The following is a 21,222-nucleotide window of genomic DNA, read 5'->3' as shown; positions in this document are numbered from 1 at the left end:
CCCGGTTATCTCACGACCAGAAGAAGTCTGCCGCCGTCGCGGATCATCTCCAGCGCCAGTATCGTGCGCTGGCCTGCGATCGCGCTGCGCAAATCCGCCACGGACGAAACCGGCGATCGGTTGACCGCCACGATCATGTCGCCCGCTCGAAGGCCGGCCCGTGCTGCCGGACTGCCGGGAAGGATGCTCTCGATCACGATGCCATCGGCTCCGGCTTGATGTGCCTCGGACCGGGAAGCATCCCGCATCCGGGCGCCATCGAACGGCGTTCCGGATAAGTCAGCAGATGCGCCAGTCTCCGCAGCGATCGTAACGCTAATGGTCTGCTCGGTATCACCACGTTTGAGCGTCAGGCTGATTGCGCTGCCGGCAGGGGTGAGGCCGATGCGGTTTCTGAGGTCGGTCGCGCCCTGAACGGGGTGCCCGTCGACGGCGGTGATCACATCGCCGACTTGCAGTCCGGCTCGTTCGGCCGGCGAGCCGGGTTCGATATTGGCTATTACCGCTCCGCGAAGTTCCCCGAGCTGGAGCGCCTCCGCGAGGTCGGGCGTGAGGTCCTGGATACCGACACCCAGCCTACCGCGCCGGACCTCACCGTGCTCGATCAACTGGTTCATGACGGAAACCGCCATGTTGCTGGGCACTGCGAAGCCGATGCCAATGTTGCCGCCTGCGGGGGTGAGGATCGCCGTATTGATGCCGATGAGCCTGCCGTCCAGCGTCACCAGGGCGCCGCCGGAGTTTCCGGGGTTAATGGAAGCGTCCGTCTGGATGAAATCCTCATAGCCGTCATTGCTGATGCCGCTGCGGCCGAGCGCGCTGACGATGCCGGAGGTCACCGTCTGCCCGAGGCCGAAGGGATTGCCGATGGCGACCACATAGTCGCCGACCTTGAGTCGGTTCGAATCGCCGATCTCCAGCGCGACGAGATTGCTGCCTTCGATTTTAAGAAGGGCGATGTCCGTTGCCTGGTCCGAGCCGACAAGCTCGGCGCGCATATGGCGCCCATCCTTCAGCGTGACGGTGATTTCGCGGGCATTGGCAACCACGTGATGGTTGGTGAGCACATGGCCTTTGGCCGCGTCGACGATCACGCCTGAACCGGCGCTCATGCGCTGCCGCGCTGGCGGCGCTTCTGGAAGATCGAAGAACCGCCGGAAGTACGGATCATTGTAGAGTGGATTGGACGTCGCGGGCGTTTCCGAGACGACGGAGATGTTGACGACGGCCGGCGTCACCCGTTCAAGCACAGGGGCAAGGGTGGGAAGCTCTCCTGCAATGCCCGGAGCGGTCTGTCCGATTGCGACGGGCGGCAATCCTCCCGCGAAGGCAAGGGTTACGCAGAACGTGATTATGGCTGGACGCAGGGCTGTAATGTTCCTGAACATAAGCGATCTCCGTTTTGACCAGACGTTATTTCCTCCTTTCCGCCTGAGGTCAGACGGAGGGTGTAAATCTGGCCCTGCCGGAGGCCGGGCCAGATACGACGTTACGCTGTCGAGAGAGGACGGTTTGTCGTGAACCAGAGGCTAACCGCCGCGAGGACGGCGACGACAAGACCGGCGATCACATGCGCCCACGTCGCGAACGTGACGGCAGAAAAGCCGAGGACCCACGGAGCGATCACGGCCCAGAGGCCGAGCGCGGCGTTGGCCCATTCCTCGACCTGATGGAACGCCGAGAGCGCGGCAACCGCAATCAGCGCCACGGCAGCGCCGACGATCCAGGCATTCCATGCAGCATAGGCTTCAGTCGCGTAGCCGAGATACCAGGGCGACAGCAGCAGACCGAGACCGGCGACGATATTGACGAAATCGAACGCTGTCCGGTTATTGGAAGACAGAGATTTCAGCATCGTTCATTTCTCCTTGTCAGTTGGGTTGCGTCATCAATGAACCGTCTTCCGGGAGCGGGAGGCGGGTGCGACGGCGATTTCGCAACCGCCGTCGCGAAGCCTGGAATCCGGATCGGGTGGCGGAAGAGACGGCCTTCCGCCCTCTCCGGGCAGGAACGGTGCAAGCTCGGTTCGCGTGAACATGCCCGCTGCGATCTCATGCAGCGCGAGGTCGCTCACGCTGGCATGGTTCGGATCGAGCCGCGGCTCGGCACCCCGGCCGAGCGCCCGGCTTCGGGCGGCAGCAGCAAGCGTCAACGAACCGGTTCGGTAGAACCTTCTGGCAATCGAAGACGACATGCGGGTCCATCGCTGCACCTCACGCCGCCTTGCGTGCGCCTGAATCATCCCGGTCGGCAGCCATGCTTTCGAGCGCGAGCAGCGCCTGCTCGACCTCGTCGAGGCGCGATGGCCGGCTGTTTTCAGGCATGCCTTCGTTGGTCGCCTGGTCGATCAGGTACTCCGTCCAGGCCCAGTTCATCAGGATCGAGCGCTTAGCGTCCAGCGTCAGCGCCGGATCGCGGACCACGCCCATGGGCGACGTCCAGCTTTCCGGACCGGACGGGTCGTTGCGATTCGCCGCGCCATCGAGGGCGTGCCCGTAGCTGTCCTGAAGGTCTGAAAGCCCGAGCCGGTCGAGCGTTGCGTCGGAAAAGGCATGCGTCGAGCTGCCCCTCCGCGCAGACGTTCCGCTGGCGCGCCTGCTGCGGCTGCTTCTGCTATGCCTGCTCGGCCGCTGGACGACATAGGTCAGACCCTGCCGCTCGGCGTAGCGGATGGCCGAATCCAGTGTCGGGAAACTGAGCTCGACCTGGGTCAGCGTATCATCGCCGCCCGTGTAGCCCATCAGCGGCTCGATGACAGGCGCGGTGCGCCGCTCGAAGACAAGGCGCCAGCCCTTGGTGCGCGCCTTTCCCGAGGTCATCACCGCACGCGACGGCTTATAAATGCGCGCGACCGGATCGTCCGGGAAGACCAAGCCTCCGGTCGAAAGAGGCGTACGCCGGTTGTCGTTCGAAGGCGAAGCCTGTGGGAAATGGGGTTTTGTCGTTTCGTGTACGTGTGTGAATATCTCCATCATTCCATCCCTCCCTGTGTGGCGAAGGATGCCGCCGGCGGCGGCTCAACGGCCCGCCGCCGGCGCCTGCCATGCGTCAGCTCTTGATTGCGATGCGCTTGACCTGCGACTGCGCCTTCTCCGTCTTCGGCAAGGTCACGGTCAGCACGCCGTTCTTGAAGCGGGCCTCGATCTCGTCTTCCTTGACTTCGTATCCGACGGGGATGCGGCGCTCGAAGCGGCCGTAATAGCGCTCGGAGAACTGCTTGTCCTTGTCCTCCGTTTCGGAACGCTTCTCGCCCTTCAGGCTCAGAACACCGTCGTTGAGCAGGACCTCGATGTCCTTTTCCTCAAGGCCGGGCACCTCGGCCGTCACTTTGATCTCCTTCTCGCCGTCGGAAATCTCGACGCTCGGCCAGCCTCCGCCAAAAGAGGCGAAGCCGCTCAAGGACGGCAGGCTGGAGCCAAAGCTGCGGAAGGCATCGTCGAACAGGCGGTTCACCTCTCGATGCAGCGACAGGAACGGGTCACGCTCACCATCGCGGAAAACACTGGGAGCCTGGTTTCCGTTGTTTTGGCCCCATGGGATCAGATCACGAATACTCATTTGTTTTCCTCCTTTCCGTTCATGCGATTGACAAACCTTTCCCGCCGGCGCCGGTCAGTGCCCGACGCCGTGCGCGAATTGTGCTCAGGGAAACGGCCTCAGGCGGCCTGCTTCTCGGCCTCGATCTGCCTGGTCGTGACCTTGGGCAGCGCCTCACCGGCCGCGATCTCAATCCGGCGCGGCTTCATCTCTTCGGGAATCTCGCGCTTGAGATCGATGGTCAGCAGACCGTTGGTGAGGCTGGCGCCCCCGACTTTGACGTGGTCGGCCAACTCGAAGCGGCGCTGGAAGGCGCGGCCGGCGATGCCGCGATGCAGGTACTCGCCCGCGTCCTCGCCAGCTTTCTGACCGGACACCAACAGCATGTTCTGCTCCTGGGTGATAGTCAGATCGCTCTCGCCGAAGCCGGCCACCGCCATGGTGATGCGGTAGTCGTCCTCGCCAAGCTTGGCGATGTCATAGGGAGGCCAGTTGTCGATGCTCTCGACGCGGCGCGCAGCTTCGAGCGCGCTGAGCATTCGGTCGAAGCCGATGCTCGACCGGAACAGGGGAGAAAAGTCGAAAGTGGTTCTCATAGCCACATCCTCCATTGAGCAACATGGGTACAAGTTCTTCTGATGCCGCCGGGTGCTGTTGCATCCGCTCGACATGCCGACCCCGAGCGGGCGTTCGGCGCATTACGATTTAGTTAAGCCGATTTGCGGTTCAAGAGGCAATTGTCTTGCCGATGCGACCTTTGATCTGAACACTAGGCTCCTATCCCAAATGCGAGGAGCGAACCGGTAGCGATGAACCAATGAAGAGGCAGCGGTATGCGGCTGCAGGGCCCCTTCAATGCCCGCGCGACAGGTTGGTGTGGTGTCGTTCGCGCGGTGGGGCCGCCTGGGCAAAGAACGGCGCGATAGCCGCCTCGTGGATAGAAAAATCCGCTGCCGCCAGTGCCGGAAGGCGGGCAAAGGCGGCGTCGTAGTCGTCCATCTCAACGGCGGCGTCATCACCCGCCGGTTCGATCCGTAGGCAGTGTTCGGGACCGAGTAGGAGTTTAACCTGCGCAGTGGTCAAGAACATCGCGGCCTTGATGGCTTCGCGCCAGACCTTGTCCCTGCTGAGGGAGAACGGCGCGTTGCCGGTGCCGATGCTCAGCATTTGCACTTGGTCGGGCGTGATGTCGTAGGCGGTCAGCGCATCCACCAGCGCGACCATGGCTGGGTTGTTCGCCCACACGCCGCCATCGATGAAGATGCGGCCGCTTTCCTCGTGCTCCAGCCCCTTGAGATAGGTCGGGGCCGCCGATGTCGCCCGGGCCACCTTCCACATCGGCGTCTTGTGGTCGTTGCGGAAATCCTCGTGATGGTCAGTCTTGAAGACCGCGATTTCGGTCTTCGGCATCATGAAGGCGGGGATCACGAGGCGGCATGTCGACTCGCCGAGAAGATGATCCTCGAACCGCCGCTTCAGGGCGCGCTCCAACTCCTCGTGGTTCAGCTTGGGGCCGTGCAGGGCGCACCAAAGCTTCCACCACCGCATCAGCCTGCGCCGCGGCAGAGGCGGAAAGATATGCCGCCCGTCGTCGCGGTAGAAGGCGGCGATTTCGGCGGCGGATTTGCCGAGGCCAAGGCCGAGAGCGATGATGCCGCCGGTCGAGGTGCCGGCGATCATGTCGAACACCGACGCCACCGGCTTCTCGAAATGCTCTTCGCACAGCCGCATCAGTTCGGCGGTGTAGACGCCCTTGATACCGCCGCCGTCGAGCGCCAGGATTCTGAACGGCCGGTCCGCGGGCCAGGGCTGCTTGCGCCGGCGCATTCCCCGGCTGTTTTCGCGGCGGTCAGTAAACAGATTGGCCCGAAAGACCATGCGTGGCGCCCAACTGATTCGGCACAATGGCAATTTCGGCGCCATCTGCACAATAGATTCAAGTGTTCGTCGTTAGCGACCAACCCTCTTGCGGCTTAACCGCAAGATCATGTAGCCACTCTTGACGCTTCCGTGGAGCGGTCCTGAAACAACCTCCATTGGCGCAGGGGCAGTTTCGCGGTGCGTGTGCACGTCTGCTTTCTGGGGCGCCGTGGTGCTGCCATTCGGTATCCGACTTGAAGGCGCACAGCGGCCACTCAAAGCGCATACGCGATGCCTGTGATGGGTAAAAAAATCGACCGACCGACCGGAAGCGATTCGAACTTTCTCGCCGCCAAACCTCGCCGTTTGCACGATTTTTCGCCCGTCGGTTATTCGCCGCTGTTTAGGAGGCGTAGTTTGGGCGGTTATCGGCGGCAATAGAGGGCAATCGGCGGTATTTGGCGCACCCGACAGGATTCGAACCTGTGACCTCTGCCTTCGGAGGGCAGCGCTCTATCCAGCTGAGCTACGGGTGCGTAGGGCCGGCAGAGATAAGCCCTGCCAGCCAGCCGCACTCCTAACCCATCCCTTCCGCCACCACAAGAAGACAGGAACGGAAATTTCCAGCCAGCATCCCAGCCAGGCCCTAGCGCGAAAGGGGTAGGCGCTATTGCACGGAGGCAACACCGCGACGTGAAATGTGGTGATTTCTTGTGAGAAGACATAAAAAAGAGCCGTCGCGGACTGGAGGGGGATTGTCGCGACGGCTCTCTCTTTATAAGCGGATATCCCGAGAGGGGGATTGGGATCATCCGCTCCACGAATTCGGCTCTAAGCGGGGGACGAGCTTGAGGCCGAACCACGACGCCTGTGAACATCGCGTCGTTGGGGATAAAATGCGCCTTCCCGCCGGACGGTTCAAGACCGACCGATCACAGTTGCGTGATAATCCGTATTACGTTTTCGTAATACGTTACGCCAAGTCTCGAAAATACCCGTTAAAACCTTGAGTTATAGGGGTTTTCGCTCCGTCAATCCCCGATCTTCTTTGACGGTTAAGAAGTCGTTTCCCATACGGTACGCCTCAGAGGCGCATTCGTTTACGCAAAGCAACTTCGGCTCCGGCTTGCGAGCATTTGCCAAACCCGCCCGATAGGTTAAAGCCGGTGCCGTGCATGGACACGGAGCCGTGGTGCGGGGTACGAGCAGGGCATGAAAAAGGGCGATCACCTCTTCCTCGTCGACGGCTCGGCCTATATTTTCCGGGCTTATCACGCGCTTCCGCCGCTGACGCGCAAATCCGACGGAATGCCCGTCGGCGCCGTTTCCGGCTTCTGCAACATGCTCTGGAAGCTGGTGGAGGAAACCAAGGACACCTCGGTCGGTGTCGTGCCGTCGCACTTCGCGGTGATCTTCGACCACTCCTCCACGACATTCCGCAATGCGCTCTACGACGGCTACAAGGCCAACCGCCCCGCCCCGCCGGAAGATCTCGTACCGCAGTTCGCCCTGATCCGCGAGGCGGTGCGCGCCTTCGACCTGCCTTGCATCGAGAAGCAGGGTTTCGAGGCGGACGACCTGATCGCCACATATACGAAGAAGGCACTGGAAGCAGGCGGCGACGTGACCATCGTCTCGTCCGACAAGGATCTGATGCAACTCGTCGGGCCCTGCGTCACCCTGTACGATCAGATGAAGGACAAGCGCCTTGGCCCCGCCGAGGTATTCGAGAAGTTCGGCGTCTATCCCGAGAAGATGATCGACCTTCAGGCGCTGGTGGGCGATGCCTCCGACAACGTCCCCGGCGTGCCGGGCATCGGACCAAAGACCGCGGCGCAGTTGCTGGAGGAATTCGGCGACCTGGAAACGCTGTTGTCCCGGGCCGGGGAGATCAAGCAGGCCAAGCGCCGGGAAAACCTGACCCAGTTCGCCCACCAGGCGCGGCTGTCGCAGCGCCTGGTGACGCTGGATGACAACACACCGCTCGACGTGCCGCTTGAGGAGTTGTCCATCCGCGAGCCGGACGGCGAAAAGCTGATCGGCTACCTGAAGGCGATGGAGTTCACCACGCTGACGCGGCGCGTGTCCGCCAAGCTGGGAACCGAGGCGGCGTCCGTGCCGGCTGCCGAGGTGGATGTGACGGCCCCGGCACGCGGACCCGATCTCGACCCGGGCGGCATACCGGGCGGCGACAAGAGCGACGCCCATTTGCCCCTGACCCCCGCCGCGTTCGCCGCCGGCCGCATGGCGGAGATGGCCGATACGCGCTTCGACCGCAGCGCCTATGCCACGATCCGCGACCTCGAAACACTCGACCGCTGGATCGAGCGTGCGCGCGAGACCGGCCTAATGGCCTTCGACGTCGAGACGACGGCGCTCGACGCCATGAATGCCGATATCGTGGGCCTGGCCATCGCCGTTGCCCCCGGCGAGGCGGCCTATATACCGCTGGCTCATGTGGCGGAGGGTGAAGGCGACCTCCTGGGCGGCGGCGATGCCGCTTCCGGCCCCGGCATCCAGATACCCGAGGCAGAAGCCCTCGCCCGCCTGGCGCCGGCGTTGACCGACCCCGCGATCCTGAAGATCGGGCAGAACTTCAAGTTCGACTACCTCGTGATGCTCCAGCGCGGCATCGCCATCCAGCCTTTCGACGATACGATGCTGATCTCCTATGCGCTGGACGCCTCGTCCTCGCTGGACGGGCACGGCATGGACGAACTGTCCGAGCGCTTCCTCGGCCACAAGCCGGTCAGCTACAAGGAGCTGTGCGGCAGCGGCAAGGGGGCCAAGGCCATCGCCGCCTGCACGGTGGAAAAGGTCACCGAATATGCCGGCGAAGATGCGGACGTGACGCTGCGCCTGTGGGAGGTGTTGAAGCCGCGCCTTGTCGCCGACGGGCTGGTGCATGTCTATGAGCGGCTCGAGCGGCCCCTGGTGCCCGTCCTGGCGCGGATGGAGCAGCGCGGCATCAAGGTGGACCGGCAGATCCTGTCGCGCCTGTCGGGCCGGTTCGCGCAGAAGGCCGCGGCGCTGGAGGCGGACATCCACGCTTTGGCCGGCGAAAGCTTCAACCCCGGATCGCCCAAGCAACTCGGCGAAATCCTGTTCGGCAAGCTTGGCCTGCCCGGCGGCAAGAAGACGCGTACGGGCCAGTGGTCAACCGATGCCCGCACCCTGGAAGACCTCGCCGCGGAAGGCCACGACCTGCCCCGCCACATCGTGGACTGGCGGCAGATCACCAAGCTGAAGGGCACCTATACCGACGCCCTGCCGCTGCACATGGATGCGGCGGGGCGCATCCACACGTCCTATTCCATGGCGTCCACGACAACCGGGCGGCTTTCGTCGTCCGAGCCGAACCTGCAGAACATCCCGGTACGTACCGAAGAAGGACGCGCGATCCGCACCGCCTTCGTGGCAGATGGCGGCACGCGCCTCGTCTCGGCCGACTACAGCCAGATCGAGCTGCGCATCCTGGCGCACATGGCCGATATCCCGCAGCTCGCGCAGGCTTTCCGCGACGGCATCGACATCCATGCCATGACGGCGTCGGAGATGTTCGGAGTGCCGGTCGAGGGCATGGAGCCCTCGGTGCGCCGCCGTGCCAAGGCCATCAACTTCGGCATCATCTATGGCATCTCTGCCTTCGGCCTTGCAGCGCAGCTGTCCATCCCGCGCGAAGAGGCCGGGCTGTACATCCGCCGCTACTTCGAGCGTTTTCCCGGTATCCGGGACTATATGGACGCGACCAAGGCCCGGGCGAAGGCCGACGGCTACGTGGAAACCCTGTTCGGCCGCCGCGCGCACTATCCGGATATCCGCCATTCCAACCCATCCGTCCGCGCCTTCAACGAGCGCGCGGCCATCAATGCCCCGATCCAGGGCACGGCGGCCGACATCATCCGCCGCGCCATGATCCGCATGGAAGGCGAACTCGCCGCCGCGGGGCTGTCGGCGCGCATGCTGCTGCAGGTTCATGACGAACTCGTCTTCGAGGTTCCGGAAGACGAGGTTGAAGCGACGATCCCGCTGGTTCGCCGCGTCATGGAGAACGCCGCCGACCCTGTCGTGACACTATCGGTGCCCCTTGTCGTGGACGCGAGGGCCGCCGCCAACTGGGAAGAAGCCCATTGACCGCCATCCTGCCCGCAGACGACCGGCTGATCGTCGGCCTGGACCTGCCCGACCGCGCCGCCGCCGAGGCCATGGTGGAGCGGCTGGGCGATACGGTTTCCTTCTACAAGATCGGCTTCCAGCTGGCGCTGGCCGGAGGCCTGCCGCTGGCGCGGCACCTGTCGCGTGCCGGCAAGAAGGTCTTCCTGGACATGAAGCTCCTCGACATCGAGAACACGGTGGAGAAGGGCGTCGAAAGCGCCATCGGGCTGGGCGTTGCCATGCTGACGGTGCACGCCTATCCGCAGGTGATGCGCGCCGCCGCCCGCGCCGCGCAAGGGTCCGGCCTGACTGTTCTGGGCGTCACGGTGCTGACCTCCATGAACCAGTCCGACCTCGACGAGGCGGGATACGCCACCCCCCTGCCCGATCTGGTGGCGCGCCGTGCCGCCCAGGCGGGTGAGGCCGGCATCGGCGGCATCGTCGCCTCGGCGGCGGAGGCCGCCGCCATCCGTGCCATCGTCGGCCCGGGCATGGCCATCGTAACGCCCGGCATCCGTCCGTCCTTCGCCGATGCCGACGACCAGAAGCGGATCGTCACGCCGGCCGACGCGTTGAAGGCGGGCGCCTCGCATCTGGTGGTTGCCCGTCCGGTGATCCGGGCGGCAGACCCGGCACGAGCCGCAGAGACCATCAAGGCCGAAATGGCCGCCGCCTTCAGGGAGCAAGACGCATGACCAAGGCCTACTGGATCGCCCGCGTGGACGTGACGGACCCGGAACGCTACCAGGACTACGTCACCACCGCGGCCCCCGCCATGCAGAAGCATGGCGCGCGCTTCCTGGCACGGGGCGGACCCTTCCATGAACTGGAAGGCAAGGCCCGTGCGCGAAACGTGGTGATCGAGTTTGCCAGCATGGAAGACGCGCTCGCCTGCTACAACAGCGCCGAGTACCAGGAGGCCAAGGCGATCCGACAGGAAGTCTCGGATGCCGAGCTCCTGATCGTCGAGGGATATGAAATTCCTGCCCCCTCAAAGGGATAGAACGGGCCTGCACCATCACGGGGCGTTGACGCGCGGCCTCTTGCGGCTCATTTTGCAGCTGCGAGATCACGGCGGGGTAATAGCCTTGTACCAGCTTTACGAGTGGAATCATGCGATGCTGGCGCCCTTCCGGGCGGTGGCGGACGCGACCAAAGCCTTCTACGAAAACCCGCTCAACCCGGTGTCCCGCACCAGTGTGGGGCGGACAGCCGCCGCCATGGCGGAACTGTTCGAGCGCTCCACGCGCATCTACGCAAAGCCCGAGTTCGGCCTCGACGAAACATTCGTCGATGGACGACGCGTCCCGGTGGCGGACAAGCCCGTATGGCAGCGGCCCTTTGCCCGGCTGCTGCATTTCGAGCGTGACCTGCCGCGCGCCCGCAGGGCCGATCCGCGCATTCTGGTCGTTGCACCGATGTCCGGCCATTACGCGACGCTGCTGCGCGGCACGGTGGAGGCGATGCTTCCCTATGCCGATGTCTACATCACGGATTGGGAGGACGCCCGCAAGGTGCCCGTTTCGGCCGGCGCGTTCAGCCTGGACGATTATGTCGACTACGTCGTCGAGATGCTGCGCTTCCTCGGCCCCGATACCCACGTCGTAGCCGTGTGCCAGCCCGCAGTGCCGGTGCTGATGGCCGTTGCCCGCATGTCCGAATGGGACGACCCCGCAACCCCGGCCTCGATGACGCTGATGGGGGGGCCGATCGACACCCGGGTCAACCCCACGGCCGTCAATCGTCTGGCGCAGGAGAAGGGCATCGACTGGTTCCGCGACAACGTCATCATGAAGGTGCCGTTTCCGCAGCCGGGCTTCATGCGCGACGTCTATCCGGGTTTCCTGCAATTGTCGGGATTCATGTCGATGAACCTCAACCGGCATCTGATCGCCCACAAGGATTTCTTCTGGCACCTGGTCAAGGACGATGGCGACGGCGCCGACAAGCACCGCGCCTTCTACGACGAGTATCTGGCGGTGATGGACCTTACGGCGGAATTCTACCTCCAGACGGTGGAGGAGGTATTCATCCGCCATTCGCTGCCGAAAGGCGAAATCCTGCATCGCGGCGAACCGGTCGACCTGAAGGCCATCCGCAAGACGGCGCTGATGACCGTCGAAGGCGAGAACGACGACATTTCCGGCGTCGGCCAGACGCAGGCGGCGCACACGCTGTGCGCCAACATTCCGGACGACATGCGCGTCCATTGGCTGCAACCCAAGGTGGGCCACTACGGCGTCTTCAACGGATCGCGGTTCCGCGCCGAGATTTGCCCCCGCATCATCGATTTCGCGTTGACACATGGCCAGGCCGGGAAGGCGGCGCGGCAGCGGCAGGCCGAGCGCCAGGCGGCGGCGCCTGCCAGGGCGGAGGCGGCATCCGCCAAGCCCAAGGCGGCGCCTGCCAAGGCAAAGGCGGCGCCTGCCAAGGCAAAGGCGGCGCCCGCCAGGGCCAAAGCGGCGGCAAGGCCCGTGCCCAGGAGAGCGGCGAAGAAGGCTGCGGTGCCTTCAAGTCGTTCCACCGACTGAACATTTTCCACCCCCGCGAGATTGAATGGCCATAATTGGGTCCCCATGTGAAAATCGGTAGCGGCACAAGGCGCTTACCGGTTTTCAGCCTTTGAATGGAGCAGCCCATGACGTCACAAGCATTGATCCGCCCGGCGTGGACCCCGGCGACCATCGCACTGATGGTTTTGGGTTTCATCGTCTACTGGCCTCTCGGCCTCGCCGCCCTGGCCTACATCCTCTGGGGTGACAGGCTGGAGGGTTTCCGTAATGACGTGAACCGCTCTACGGACCGTTTCATGAGCAGCTTCCGTCGCTCGGGCGCGAGCCGTCCCTTCGCTGAGGGACGCACCGGCAACGTCGCCTTCGACGACTGGCGCGAGGCCGAGCTGTCGCGTCTCGACCAGGAGCGCCGCAGGCTGGACGAGGCCCGCGCCGAGTTCGAGACCTACGCACGGGAACTGCGCCGCGCCAAGGACCAGGAAGAGTTCGACCGGTTCATGCGCGACCGCCGCGGGAACGGGTCGACCGGCCCGGTTGTGGACGCAAGCTGACGCGAGCGTCCCCGCTGTTGCATTACAGTCTGGCCGCGGCGACCATCGCCGCGGCCTTGTTTTTGCGATTCGGATTGGTGTCGACACGACCATGGGCGTTTTCCTGCCGGCTTTCCTGAAGCGCCAGGCGCGCGAAGCCCCGTGGCCGGAGCGGCTGGACCTCGATACGCGCTCGGTACCGCTTTCCTTCCGCGAGCATCCGACCGCCAAGCGGCTCATCATGCGCGTGACGCCGGCGGGCGGCGTCGTCGTAACCATGCCCAGGCGCACGGCGCGCCGCACGGTACTGGAGTTCGTGGAGCGGCACAAAAGCTGGGCCGCCAGCCGCCTGACAGAGCGGCAGACGCCCGTTCGCATCGCCGATGGGGGCAGCCTCCCCTTTCGAGGCGGTACTTTGCGGCTGGCTCACAGACCGGCCGTCCGCACGACACGATTGCGCCAGGAGGCGAACTCAGACCCGGTGCTGGAGGTTGGCGGGGAAGTAGCTTTCATGGGCCGGCGTGTCCGCGACTTCCTGGCCCGGCAGGCACGGGCCGACCTTCTGGAGGCGGTGGCGCGACACGCGCAGACGGTTGGCAGGCAGCCGCGTGCCATCGCCATCAAGGATACCGTCAGCCGATGGGGGTCCTGCACGGCGGATCGCCGGCTGTCCTTCTCGTTCCGCATCGTCATGGCGCCGCCTTCGGTACTGGATTATCTGGCCGCCCATGAGGTCGCGCACTTCGTGCACATGAACCACAGCGCGGAGTTCTGGGCGCTGTGTCGCACCCTTTGCCCCCATACCGAGGAAAGCCGCCGCTGGCTGAAGTCCGAGGGAGCGAACCTGCAGGCCATCGAGTTCCTGTCCGCGGGGGGCTGAACAAGGCGCGGCGCTGACGCGAAACAGGGTTTACCTTCAGCCATTTCAGCGCGATAAGCGGGTCGCGTGCCCATGACGATGGGCGAACCATCATCTGCCTGGAAGGACGAAGCGACCGTGCGCCATCCGCGCATCAAGATCTGTGGCCTCCGAACGCCGGAAGCGGTGGACGCTGTCCTGCGGCGTGGCGGACCGGAGGTCGGCTTCGTTCATTTTGCGCGGAGCCCGCGCCACCTCTCGCTGCCGGACATGGTGGCGTTGCGGGCCTATGTGGGCGACAGGGCGGCGGTGACCGTCGTGACCGTGGATCCGGATGACGCGCTGCTCGAGGCGATCCGCCGGGACGTTCGGCCCGACGCGATCCAGCTCCACGGGTCCGAGACGGCCGGGCGGGTGGCCGAGATCGGCCGGCGCACGGGGCTTGCCACCATGAAGGCGCTGTCCGTGCACGATGCTCGTGACATCGCGGCCGTTGCAGCCTATCGCGGCATCGCGGACCGCCTGCTGCTGGATGCCAAGGCGCCGAAGGGCGCCGCCTTGCCGGGTGGCAACGGCGTCGCCTTCGACTGGCGGCTTTTGGCCGGGTTGCCCCCGGGCCTCGATTACATGCTCTCCGGCGGCCTGACGCCCGATAATGTCGGCGCGGCCATCCGGCAGGCCGTACCTCCCGGGCTGGATGTCTCGTCCGGTGTGGAAAGCGCCCCCGGCGTCAAGGATATCGACCGTATCAACCAATTTTTCGACGCGGTCCTGGCCGCGTCGCAACCCCTTGAAGGAAGGCGGGCGTCATGAACGAACAGCTCAAGCGCAACACCCTGCGCGGCGGGCCGGATGCCGAAGGCCTGTTCGGCATCTATGGCGGCCGCTTCGTGGCCGAAACGCTGATGCCGCTGATTCTGGAACTGCAGCAGGCTTACGACGACGCGCGCAACGACCCCGCATTCCAGGCGGAACTGAAGAACCTGTCCACCCATTATGCCGGGCGCCCGTCGAAACTCTATTTCGCAGAGGGGCTGACGCGTCACCTGGGTGGCGCGCGCATCTTCCTGAAGCGGGAAGACCTGAACCACACGGGCAGTCACAAGATCAACAACTGCCTCGGCCAGATCCTTTTGGCCAGGCGGATGGGCAAGACGCGCATCATCGCCGAAACGGGGGCCGGCCAGCACGGCGTTGCCTCGGCAACGGTTGCGGCGCGCTTCAACCTTCCCTGTGTCGTCTACATGGGCGCGACGGACGTTGCCCGGCAGGCTCCGAACGTCTTCCGCATGAAGCTGCTGGGTGCCGAGGTCAAGCCCGTGTCGGCCGGCCACGGCACGCTCAAGGACGCCATGAACGAGGCGCTGCGCGACTGGGTGACCAATGTGCAGGACACCTACTACCTGATCGGCACCGCTGCCGGCCCGCACCCCTATCCGGAGATGGTGCGCGATTTCCAGGCCGTGATCGGCCAGGAGGCGCGCGCCCAGATGCTGGAGCAGGAAGGCCGGCTGCCCGATGCCATCATCGCCGCGGTGGGCGGCGGCAGCAACGCCATCGGCCTGTTCCACCCCTTCCTGGACGATCCGGAAGTGGCGATCTACGGCGTGGAAGCCGGTGGGCGCGGCCTGGACGGGCAGGAGCATTGCGCCTCGATGACGGCAGGCAGCCCCGGCGTGTTGCACGGCAACCGGACCTATCTTCTGCAGGACGGTGACGGGCAGATCATGGAAGGGCATTCCGTGTCCGCCGGCCTCGACTATCCCGGCGTCGGTCCGGAGCATTCGTGGCTGAAGGACACGGGCCGGGTCTCCTACGTGCCTATCCTCGACGACGAGGCGCTCGAGGCCTTCCAGCTTTTGACGCGGGTGGAAGGCATTATCCCGGCGCTGGAATCGGCCCATGCGATCGCCCATGCGATGAAGCTGGCGCCTGCCATGGGCTCGGACAAGACGATCATCGTCAATCTTTCGGGCCGCGGCGACAAGGATGTCCATACCGTCGGCACGATGTTGGGCGTAGAGCTTTGAGGAATCCCATGACGACGCGTATCGAAGCCCGGTTCCGGAAGCTGCGCGACGAAGGCCGCCCCGGCCTTGTCACCTTCATCATGGCGGGCGACCCGGATGGCGACACCACCCTGTCGGTGATGCGACGCCTGCCTGAGGCCGGCGCCGACCTGATCGAGCTCGGCATGCCGTTCTCGGACCCGATGGCCGACGGGCCCGCCATCCAGAAGGCAGGCCTGCGCGCGCTCAAGGGCGGCGAGACCCTGCACCGCACGCTGGATACGGTGCGCCGGTTCCGCGAGGGCGATAGCGAAACGCCGGTGATCCTGATGGGATACTTCAACCCCATCTACATCTATGGCGTCGACGGCTTCGTGGCCGACGCGCGCGCGGCGGGCGTCGACGGGCTGATCGTCGTGGACCTGCCGCCCGAAATGGACGCGGAATTGTGCCTGCCCGCCGTCGAGGCCGGCCTGAACTTCATCCGGCTGGCAACCCCGACGACGGACGAGAAGCGCCTTCCGACCGTCCTTCGGAACACTTCGGGCTTCGTCTACTACGTATCGATAAACGGCATCACCGGCTCGGCCGCGCCCGATACGGAAGCGGTCGCCCGGTCCATCGCGCGCATCAAGGGGCAGACCGATCTTCCCGTGGCCGTGGGCTTCGGCGTGCGCACCGGCGCGCAGGCCGAGGCGCTTGGCCGCGTGGCCGATGCCGTTGTGGTGGGCTCGGCGCTGGTGGCCGCGATCGAGACGGCGCAGGCGCAGGGCAAGGATCGCGACGCGGCGGCGGACGCCGTCCTGGACGTCGTGCGCGACCTGTCCGCCGGCGTCCGGCGGGCCCGGCTTGCCTTCGCCTGAATTGACGGCGATATGAAGCGACAGAGATTGAACGAAGGAACCTTCGTGTGAACTGGATCACCAATTACGTCCGCCCCAAGCTGACCAGCCTGCTCGGCCCGCGCGAGGTGCCCGAGAACCTGTGGATCAAATGCCCGGAGACGGGCGAGATGGTCTTCCGCAAGGATCTGGAAGCCAACCAGTGGGTCGTGCCTTCGTCCGGCGTCCACATGAAGATCAGCGCCCGCGAACGGTTGCAGGCCTTTTTCGACGATGCCGCCTTCGACACGGTCGAGTTGCCGAAAGTGCCGGTGGACCCGCTGAAGTTCCGCGACTCCAAGCGCTATACCGACCGGCTCAAGGAGTATCGGTCCAAGACAGGGCTGGAGGACAGCGTCCTCGTGGCCACCGGCACCATCGAGAGCCAGCCGATCGTGGCGGCCGTGCAGGATTTCGCCTTCATGGGCGGCTCGCTCGGCATGGCGGCGGGAGAGGCCATCGTGACGGCGGCGCAGAAGGCGGTAGATCTGCACAGGCCGCTGGTGCTGTTTGCCGGCTCCGGCGGTGCGCGCATGCAGGAGGGGATCTTGTCCCTGATGCAGTTGCCGCGCACCACCGTTGCGGTGGACATGGTCAAGGATGCGGGGCTCCCCTACATCGTCGTCCTGACCAACCCGACCACGGGCGGGGTCACCGCATCCTATGCCATGCTGGGCGACGTCCATATCGCAGAACCGGGCGCCCTCATCGGGTTTGCCGGCGCCCGTGTGATCGAGCAGACGATCCGCGAAAAGCTGCCGGAAGGATTCCAGCGTTCGGAGTATCTCATGGAGCACGGCATGGTCGACATGGTTGTCCATCGTCATGACCTGAAGCCGACCATTGCCCGGCTGCTCAAGATCCTGATGCATGTGCCCGTCGCGCCGGCGCAAGCCGCCTTGCCTGCGCCGGAAGCGGCCTGAACGCTCTACGAAGTAGCCGACATGACGGACGATACCCTGGCGGATGCCGAAATCGCTGCGCTGATGCTGCGGCATCCCAAGGGTTTCGACCTGTCGCTCGACCGCATAGAACGGTTGCTGGACGCGCTCGGCAATCCGCAGGACAGGCTGCCGCCGGTCATTCACGTCGCCGGCACCAACGGCAAGGGCTCCACCATCGCATTTGCCCGCGCCATGCTGGAAGCCGAGGGGCTGGCGGTGCATGTCCATACCTCTCCGCACCTGGTCTCCTGGCACGAACGCTACAGGCTCGGGCGACGCGGCGCACCCGGCCGCTTCGTGGAGGACGCGACCCTTGCCGACGCCATCCACCGCGCCGCGATTGCCAATGACGGCGCCCCGATCACCGTCTTCGAAATCCTGACGGCCGTGACCTTCCTGCTCTTTTCGGAGCACCCGGCCGACATGGCGCTGGTGGAAGTCGGGCTGGGTGGGCGCTTCGACGCCACCAACGTCATCCGCCAGCCGGCAGCTACACTGGTTTCGACCGTCTCCCTTGATCACCAGTCCTATCTCGGCGATCGCGTGGAGCTGATCGCGGCGGAAAAGGCCGGTATCTTCAAGAAGGGGTCTCCAGCCGTCATCGGCCAGCAGGGCGACGATGGCGCTCTGGATACGCTGCGCACACGCGCGGCAGGCATCGGCGCGCCGGCCACCATCTACGGCGAGGATTTCCTCGCCTATGAGGAGCATGGCAGACTGGTTTTCCAGGACGGCGGCGGACTGGTGGACCTGCCCCTGCCGCGCCTGCCCGGCCGGCACCAGCTGGCCAATGCGGCCCTGGCCGTCGCCGGCGTGCGCGCAGCCGGCGTGACCCTGTCCGATCCGGCGCTGGAAGCCGGCGTGACCGCGGCGGAATGGCCGGGCCGCCTGCAGCGCATAACCAGCGGGCCCCTGTTCGAACTGGCCGTGCCCGGTGGGGAATTATGGCTGGATGGCGGGCATAATCCGGGCGCCGGCACGGTGGTCGCCGAGGCCATCGCCGAGATGGAGGACAAGAGCCCGAGACCGCTGTTTCTGATCGCCGGCATGCTGTCGACGAAGGACCCGGTCGGCTTCTTCGAGGCCTTCGCCGGTATGGCGCGCCACGTCTTCACCGTGCCCCTGCGCACCTCCGACGCCGGACTGTCGCCCGACGAGCTGGCCGACGCGGCCTATGACGCAGGTCTCGATGCCGAGCCGTGCGACAGCGTGGAGCAGGCCATCCGCCTGATCTCCACGGGGTGGAGCAGCCGGCCCGCGCCCCGCATCGTCATCTGCGGTTCTCTCTATCTTGCCGGCGAAGTGCTGAAGGCAAGCGGGCTTTCACCGCGCTGAACCGCCCTCGACGGGCGTATAGACCCACACCCGCGCCGGCGGGATGTTCCTCCAGACGATGTCGGAGGACGACACCGTGAAGCGCCCGGCAATCGGCTCGATGGGCGGCTTCCACAGATAGGATAGCTGGGTCACGTTGCCGCCGGGGGCCAGCCGCCGGAGATAGCGCTGCAGGAGCGCCTGCCGTTCGCCCTGGCGCAGATTGACGATGGGTATCGCCAGCAGGATCGTGGCGAATGTCTCGGCACCGCCGTCGCCGAGCGTCTTGTCGAGATCGAAGCCATCGCCCTCGATGATCTCGCTGCGCGGAAACCGTGCCTTCAGCGCGGCGGCGAACTGGCTGTCATATTCGATGGAGACGATGCGCTCCGGTTCCACGCCGGCACGCAGCAGGGCGCGCGTGACGGCACCGAGGCCGGGTCCGAGTTCGAGGATGCGGCCGGTATTCCCGATCCTGGACCGGGCCACCATCTCGTCGCAATAGGCCGTCGACGACGCTGCCACGGCCCCCATCTTCAAGGGATGCTTCAGCCATGTGCCGAGGAAGCGGGCCCAGTCGCCCCTGTCCTCTGCCATCCGCTCGGCCCCATGGGCCCGGTTGTTGTCGTGTTCGCTCATCCGGCAAGCGACTCCTGTTTCAACAAGGTTTTGAACGGCTGTTCAGGCCGGGGTCCTGCTGTCGGGGGCAATCTCGCGGCGATAGACGAAGACGCGGGCCGGCGGCAGGTTTCGCTTCACGAATGCGGCGCATTCGGCCGTGGCATCGATTCGCGCGGGGCGTACGGGCGGCACGAGGGCATAGGTGAACTGGATAAAGGGAGCGCCGGGCGCCATCAGCTCAAGGTGTCCATGCAGTGCCTGTTCGCGCTCGTCTTCGGGACGGGCCATCAGCGGAAGACTGGATACGATGGCCGCCACGCTGCGCCCGGCAAGGGCGTGCTCCAGCGCGGCGCCGGGGCGGTATGCGTCGCCCTCCACCACCGCGGCGGCGCCATGGCGGGCGCGCAGGAGCGTGCAGAAATCACGGGAATATTCGACAAGCACAAGGTTGGCTTCGGGCACGCCGCGCTCCAGGAGGGCCCGCGTGACGACGCCGGTTCCCGGCCCCAGTTCAAGCACGACCTGTCCCGGCTCCAGCGCACAGGCCGGCACCGGGCGGGCCATTGCGGCGCATAAGGCCCGCGACGACGGGAAAATGGACCCGGTAACCAGCGGCTTGCGGAACCACCCCGCCAGGAATTTTGCCTCGTCGACGCCGCGTCGGCGCACGGAGGGAGAAATCCCGTGTTTGGATTGCATCAATGCTGGTTCCGCCCGTTCCGACCGGGCGTCCGCCCGGCTTTCTGGTGCGGGAGAGTAGCCATTCGGAACCCTTGCGAAAGTGAATTTTTTGCAAGAGGCCCTGATCGACTGTTCAACTGTCGCCGAGGCCGCCCAGGAATTCCTTCATGCGGGAGAAGAAGCCGGTGGACTGGGGCGAGTTCTCGGTTGATGAGATGTCCTGAAACTCCTCCAGCAACTCCCTCTGGCGGCGCGACAGGTTCTGCGGCGTCTCAATCGTCACCTGGATGAACAGGTCGCCCACCTGGGACGATCGAAGAACGGGCATCCCTTTGCCCCGCACGCGGAACTGCGTGCCAGCCTGGGTTCCCTCGGGCACCTTGACGCGGTTGTTGCTGCCGTCGAGCGTCGTCACCTCGAAGGAGCCGCCGAGCGCCGCGGACACCATGGAGATCGGCACCTTGCAATAGAGGTCGGCGCCGTCGCGCTGGAAAATCTCGTGGCTGCGGACGGACAGGAAGATATAGAGGTCACCCGATGGACCGCCGCGCAGGCCGGCCTCTCCCTCGCCCGCCAGGCGGATGCGGGTTCCATCCTCGATCCCTGCGGGAATATTGACCGACAGGTTCCGCTCTTCGGGAAGGCGGCCGGCGCCACCGCATTTGGAGCATGGATCGCTGATGATCTGGCCGTTGCCATGGCATGTAGGGCAGGTGCGCTCCACCGAGAAGAACCCCTGCGAGGCCCGGATGCGTCCCGCACCGCCGCAGGTCGGGCAGGCGCGCGGCGATGTTCCGGGCTTGGCGCCGGTGCCGTTGCAGACATCGCACTGGATGGTGGTGGGTACGCGGATCTCTGCCGTCTTGCCGGCGAAGGCTTCCTCCAGCGAGATTTCCATGTTGTAGCGCAGGTCCGAGCCGCGCTCGCGCCCCGTGCTGTTGCCGCGCCCGCGCCGCTGCCCGTGCATCTGACCGAAGATATCGTCGAAGATGTCCGCCATGGACGAGGAGAAATCGGACCGGAAGCCACCGCCGCCGCCGCCGTTCTGGAAGGCGGAATGGCCGAAGCGATCGTAGGCCGCGCGCTTCTGCGGATCCTTCAGGATCTCGTAGGCCTCGCCGATCTCCTTGAACTTCTTTTCCGCTGTCGTATCGCCCGGATTCTTGTCCGGATGATACTGCATGGCGAGCTTGCGAAATGCCGACTTGAGAACCTTTTCGTCGCATGTCCTCTCGACACCGAGCATTTCGTAGTAATCGACCTTTACGGACACTTGAGCACCAACCCACGATTTTAAGTTGTCGAAACAGGACGAAAG

The 21,222-nt window shown here is 65.1% G+C and carries 21 protein-coding genes and 1 tRNA gene; 11 read left to right on the top strand and 11 right to left on the bottom strand.

Annotation, left to right across the window (positions count from 1 at the left end):
• Positions 1-5: 5 nt before the first annotated feature.
• The 8 genes from IGS74_RS02770 to IGS74_RS02735 form a co-directional block, all read right to left on the bottom strand.
• Entirely contained in the window at positions 6-1,388 is a 1,383-nt protein-coding gene (locus IGS74_RS02770; RefSeq protein WP_192388288.1) for a DegQ family serine endoprotease, read from the bottom strand.
• A 101-nt stretch (positions 1,389-1,489) separates the two neighbouring features.
• Complete coding sequence (locus tag IGS74_RS02765) at positions 1,490-1,855, bottom strand: SPW repeat protein (RefSeq protein ID WP_192388286.1); 366 nt, start codon at positions 1,853-1,855, stop codon at positions 1,490-1,492.
• 33 nt (positions 1,856-1,888) lie between these two features.
• Complete coding sequence (locus IGS74_RS02760; RefSeq protein WP_246722724.1) at positions 1,889-2,152, bottom strand: DNA-directed RNA polymerase subunit omega; 264 nt, start codon at positions 2,150-2,152, stop codon at positions 1,889-1,891.
• 61 nt (positions 2,153-2,213) lie between these two features.
• A complete protein-coding gene (locus IGS74_RS02755) occupies positions 2,214-2,972 on the bottom strand; it encodes an ETC complex I subunit (protein ID WP_192391313.1) in 759 nt (252 codons plus the stop codon).
• 76 nt (positions 2,973-3,048) lie between these two features.
• Positions 3,049-3,558 (bottom strand): Hsp20/alpha crystallin family protein, encoded by a 510-nt coding sequence (locus IGS74_RS02750; protein ID WP_192389176.1) that lies wholly within the window; start codon positions 3,556-3,558, stop codon positions 3,049-3,051.
• A gap of 98 nt (positions 3,559-3,656) precedes the next feature.
• Positions 3,657-4,133: an Hsp20 family protein gene (locus tag IGS74_RS02745; RefSeq protein WP_192389175.1), complete on the bottom strand. Its 477-nt coding sequence runs from the start codon at positions 4,131-4,133 to the stop codon at positions 3,657-3,659.
• 256 nt (positions 4,134-4,389) lie between these two features.
• Entirely contained in the window at positions 4,390-5,415 is a 1,026-nt protein-coding gene (locus tag IGS74_RS02740) for a CBASS cGAMP-activated phospholipase (protein ID WP_246722851.1), read from the bottom strand.
• Positions 5,416-5,856: 441 nt separating this feature from the next.
• A tRNA-Arg gene (locus tag IGS74_RS02735) sits at positions 5,857-5,933 on the bottom strand.
• A gap of 676 nt (positions 5,934-6,609) precedes the next feature.
• On the opposite strand from IGS74_RS02735, the gene polA reads away from it, so the two are divergent.
• The 11 genes from polA (at position 6,610) to IGS74_RS02680 (ending at position 18,623) form a co-directional block, all read left to right on the top strand.
• Positions 6,610-9,531 carry a DNA polymerase I gene (gene polA / locus IGS74_RS02730; protein ID WP_192389174.1) on the top strand — a complete coding sequence of 974 codons (2,922 nt, stop codon included), beginning with the start codon at positions 6,610-6,612 and terminating at the stop codon, positions 9,529-9,531.
• An 8-nt stretch (positions 9,532-9,539) separates the two neighbouring features.
• Positions 9,540-10,247, top strand: coding sequence for an orotidine-5'-phosphate decarboxylase (gene pyrF, locus IGS74_RS02725; protein ID WP_192391311.1), 708 nt, complete (start codon positions 9,540-9,542; stop codon positions 10,245-10,247).
• The gene (locus tag IGS74_RS02720; RefSeq protein ID WP_192389172.1) at positions 10,244-10,555 is read left to right on the top strand and encodes a DUF1330 domain-containing protein; all 312 of its coding nucleotides are present in this window, start codon (positions 10,244-10,246) and stop codon (positions 10,553-10,555) included. Before pyrF ends, IGS74_RS02720 begins: the two co-directional genes overlap by 4 nt.
• A gap of 85 nt (positions 10,556-10,640) precedes the next feature.
• The gene (phaZ, locus tag IGS74_RS02715) at positions 10,641-12,083 is read left to right on the top strand and encodes a polyhydroxyalkanoate depolymerase (RefSeq protein WP_281413034.1); all 1,443 of its coding nucleotides are present in this window, start codon (positions 10,641-10,643) and stop codon (positions 12,081-12,083) included.
• A gap of 107 nt (positions 12,084-12,190) precedes the next feature.
• Positions 12,191-12,616: a DUF2852 domain-containing protein gene (locus IGS74_RS02710; RefSeq protein WP_039195306.1), complete on the top strand. Its 426-nt coding sequence runs from the start codon at positions 12,191-12,193 to the stop codon at positions 12,614-12,616.
• 91 nt (positions 12,617-12,707) lie between these two features.
• Positions 12,708-13,475 carry a SprT family zinc-dependent metalloprotease gene (locus IGS74_RS02705; protein ID WP_246722848.1) on the top strand — a complete coding sequence of 256 codons (768 nt, stop codon included), beginning with the start codon at positions 12,708-12,710 and terminating at the stop codon, positions 13,473-13,475.
• Between the two features lie 72 nt (positions 13,476-13,547).
• Complete coding sequence (locus tag IGS74_RS02700; protein ID WP_246722847.1) at positions 13,548-14,267, top strand: phosphoribosylanthranilate isomerase; 720 nt, start codon at positions 13,548-13,550, stop codon at positions 14,265-14,267.
• Positions 14,264-15,484 (top strand): tryptophan synthase subunit beta, encoded by a 1,221-nt coding sequence (gene trpB / locus IGS74_RS02695; RefSeq protein ID WP_192389168.1) that lies wholly within the window; start codon positions 14,264-14,266, stop codon positions 15,482-15,484. Before IGS74_RS02700 ends, trpB begins: the two co-directional genes overlap by 4 nt.
• A gap of 8 nt (positions 15,485-15,492) precedes the next feature.
• Complete coding sequence (gene trpA / locus IGS74_RS02690) at positions 15,493-16,326, top strand: tryptophan synthase subunit alpha (protein WP_192389166.1); 834 nt, start codon at positions 15,493-15,495, stop codon at positions 16,324-16,326.
• Between the two features lie 47 nt (positions 16,327-16,373).
• Positions 16,374-17,267: an acetyl-CoA carboxylase, carboxyltransferase subunit beta gene (gene accD / locus IGS74_RS02685; RefSeq protein ID WP_192389164.1), complete on the top strand. Its 894-nt coding sequence runs from the start codon at positions 16,374-16,376 to the stop codon at positions 17,265-17,267.
• A 21-nt stretch (positions 17,268-17,288) separates the two neighbouring features.
• Positions 17,289-18,623 (top strand): folylpolyglutamate synthase/dihydrofolate synthase family protein, encoded by a 1,335-nt coding sequence (locus tag IGS74_RS02680; RefSeq protein ID WP_192389162.1) that lies wholly within the window; start codon positions 17,289-17,291, stop codon positions 18,621-18,623.
• Here IGS74_RS02680 and IGS74_RS02675 read toward each other — a convergent pair.
• The 3 genes from IGS74_RS02675 to dnaJ form a co-directional block, all read right to left on the bottom strand.
• Entirely contained in the window at positions 18,612-19,241 is a 630-nt protein-coding gene (locus IGS74_RS02675) for a methyltransferase domain-containing protein (RefSeq protein ID WP_192389160.1), read from the bottom strand. The genes IGS74_RS02680 and IGS74_RS02675 overlap by 12 nt on opposite strands.
• Before the next feature lie 42 nt (positions 19,242-19,283).
• Positions 19,284-19,922 (bottom strand): methyltransferase domain-containing protein, encoded by a 639-nt coding sequence (locus IGS74_RS02670; RefSeq protein WP_192389158.1) that lies wholly within the window; start codon positions 19,920-19,922, stop codon positions 19,284-19,286.
• Positions 19,923-20,037: 115 nt separating this feature from the next.
• Positions 20,038-21,177: a molecular chaperone DnaJ gene (gene dnaJ / locus IGS74_RS02665; RefSeq protein ID WP_192389156.1), complete on the bottom strand. Its 1,140-nt coding sequence runs from the start codon at positions 21,175-21,177 to the stop codon at positions 20,038-20,040.
• Positions 21,178-21,222: the final 45 nt, after the last annotated feature.

Source organism: Aureimonas sp. OT7 (assembly GCF_014844055.1).
GTDB lineage: Bacteria > Pseudomonadota > Alphaproteobacteria > Rhizobiales > Rhizobiaceae > Aureimonas > Aureimonas altamirensis_A.
The sequence above is the reverse complement of the archived record's forward strand: the minus strand, read 5'-3'. Positions and strand labels throughout refer to the sequence as shown.

Coding starts and splice junctions, on each gene's coding strand:
- IGS74_RS02710 (WP_039195306.1), top strand. CDS start 12,191: ATGACGTCACAAGCATTGATCCGCCCGGCGTGGACCCCGGCGACCATC.
- polA (WP_192389174.1), top strand. CDS start 6,610: ATGAAAAAGGGCGATCACCTCTTCCTCGTCGACGGCTCGGCCTATATT.
- IGS74_RS02770 (WP_192388288.1), bottom strand. CDS start 1,388: ATGTTCAGGAACATTACAGCCCTGCGTCCAGCCATAATCACGTTCTGC.
- IGS74_RS02700 (WP_246722847.1), top strand. CDS start 13,548: ATGACGATGGGCGAACCATCATCTGCCTGGAAGGACGAAGCGACCGTG.
- IGS74_RS02765 (WP_192388286.1), bottom strand. CDS start 1,855: ATGCTGAAATCTCTGTCTTCCAATAACCGGACAGCGTTCGATTTCGTC.
- trpA (WP_192389166.1), top strand. CDS start 15,493: ATGACGACGCGTATCGAAGCCCGGTTCCGGAAGCTGCGCGACGAAGGC.
- IGS74_RS02740 (WP_246722851.1), bottom strand. CDS start 5,415: ATGGTCTTTCGGGCCAATCTGTTTACTGACCGCCGCGAAAACAGCCGG.
- IGS74_RS02755 (WP_192391313.1), bottom strand. CDS start 2,972: ATGGAGATATTCACACACGTACACGAAACGACAAAACCCCATTTCCCA.
- IGS74_RS02705 (WP_246722848.1), top strand. CDS start 12,708: ATGGGCGTTTTCCTGCCGGCTTTCCTGAAGCGCCAGGCGCGCGAAGCC.
- IGS74_RS02750 (WP_192389176.1), bottom strand. CDS start 3,558: ATGAGTATTCGTGATCTGATCCCATGGGGCCAAAACAACGGAAACCAG.
- IGS74_RS02720 (WP_192389172.1), top strand. CDS start 10,244: ATGACCAAGGCCTACTGGATCGCCCGCGTGGACGTGACGGACCCGGAA.
- trpB (WP_192389168.1), top strand. CDS start 14,264: ATGAACGAACAGCTCAAGCGCAACACCCTGCGCGGCGGGCCGGATGCC.
- IGS74_RS02745 (WP_192389175.1), bottom strand. CDS start 4,133: ATGAGAACCACTTTCGACTTTTCTCCCCTGTTCCGGTCGAGCATCGGC.
- IGS74_RS02670 (WP_192389158.1), bottom strand. CDS start 19,922: ATGCAATCCAAACACGGGATTTCTCCCTCCGTGCGCCGACGCGGCGTC.
- IGS74_RS02675 (WP_192389160.1), bottom strand. CDS start 19,241: ATGAGCGAACACGACAACAACCGGGCCCATGGGGCCGAGCGGATGGCA.
- IGS74_RS02680 (WP_192389162.1), top strand. CDS start 17,289: ATGACGGACGATACCCTGGCGGATGCCGAAATCGCTGCGCTGATGCTG.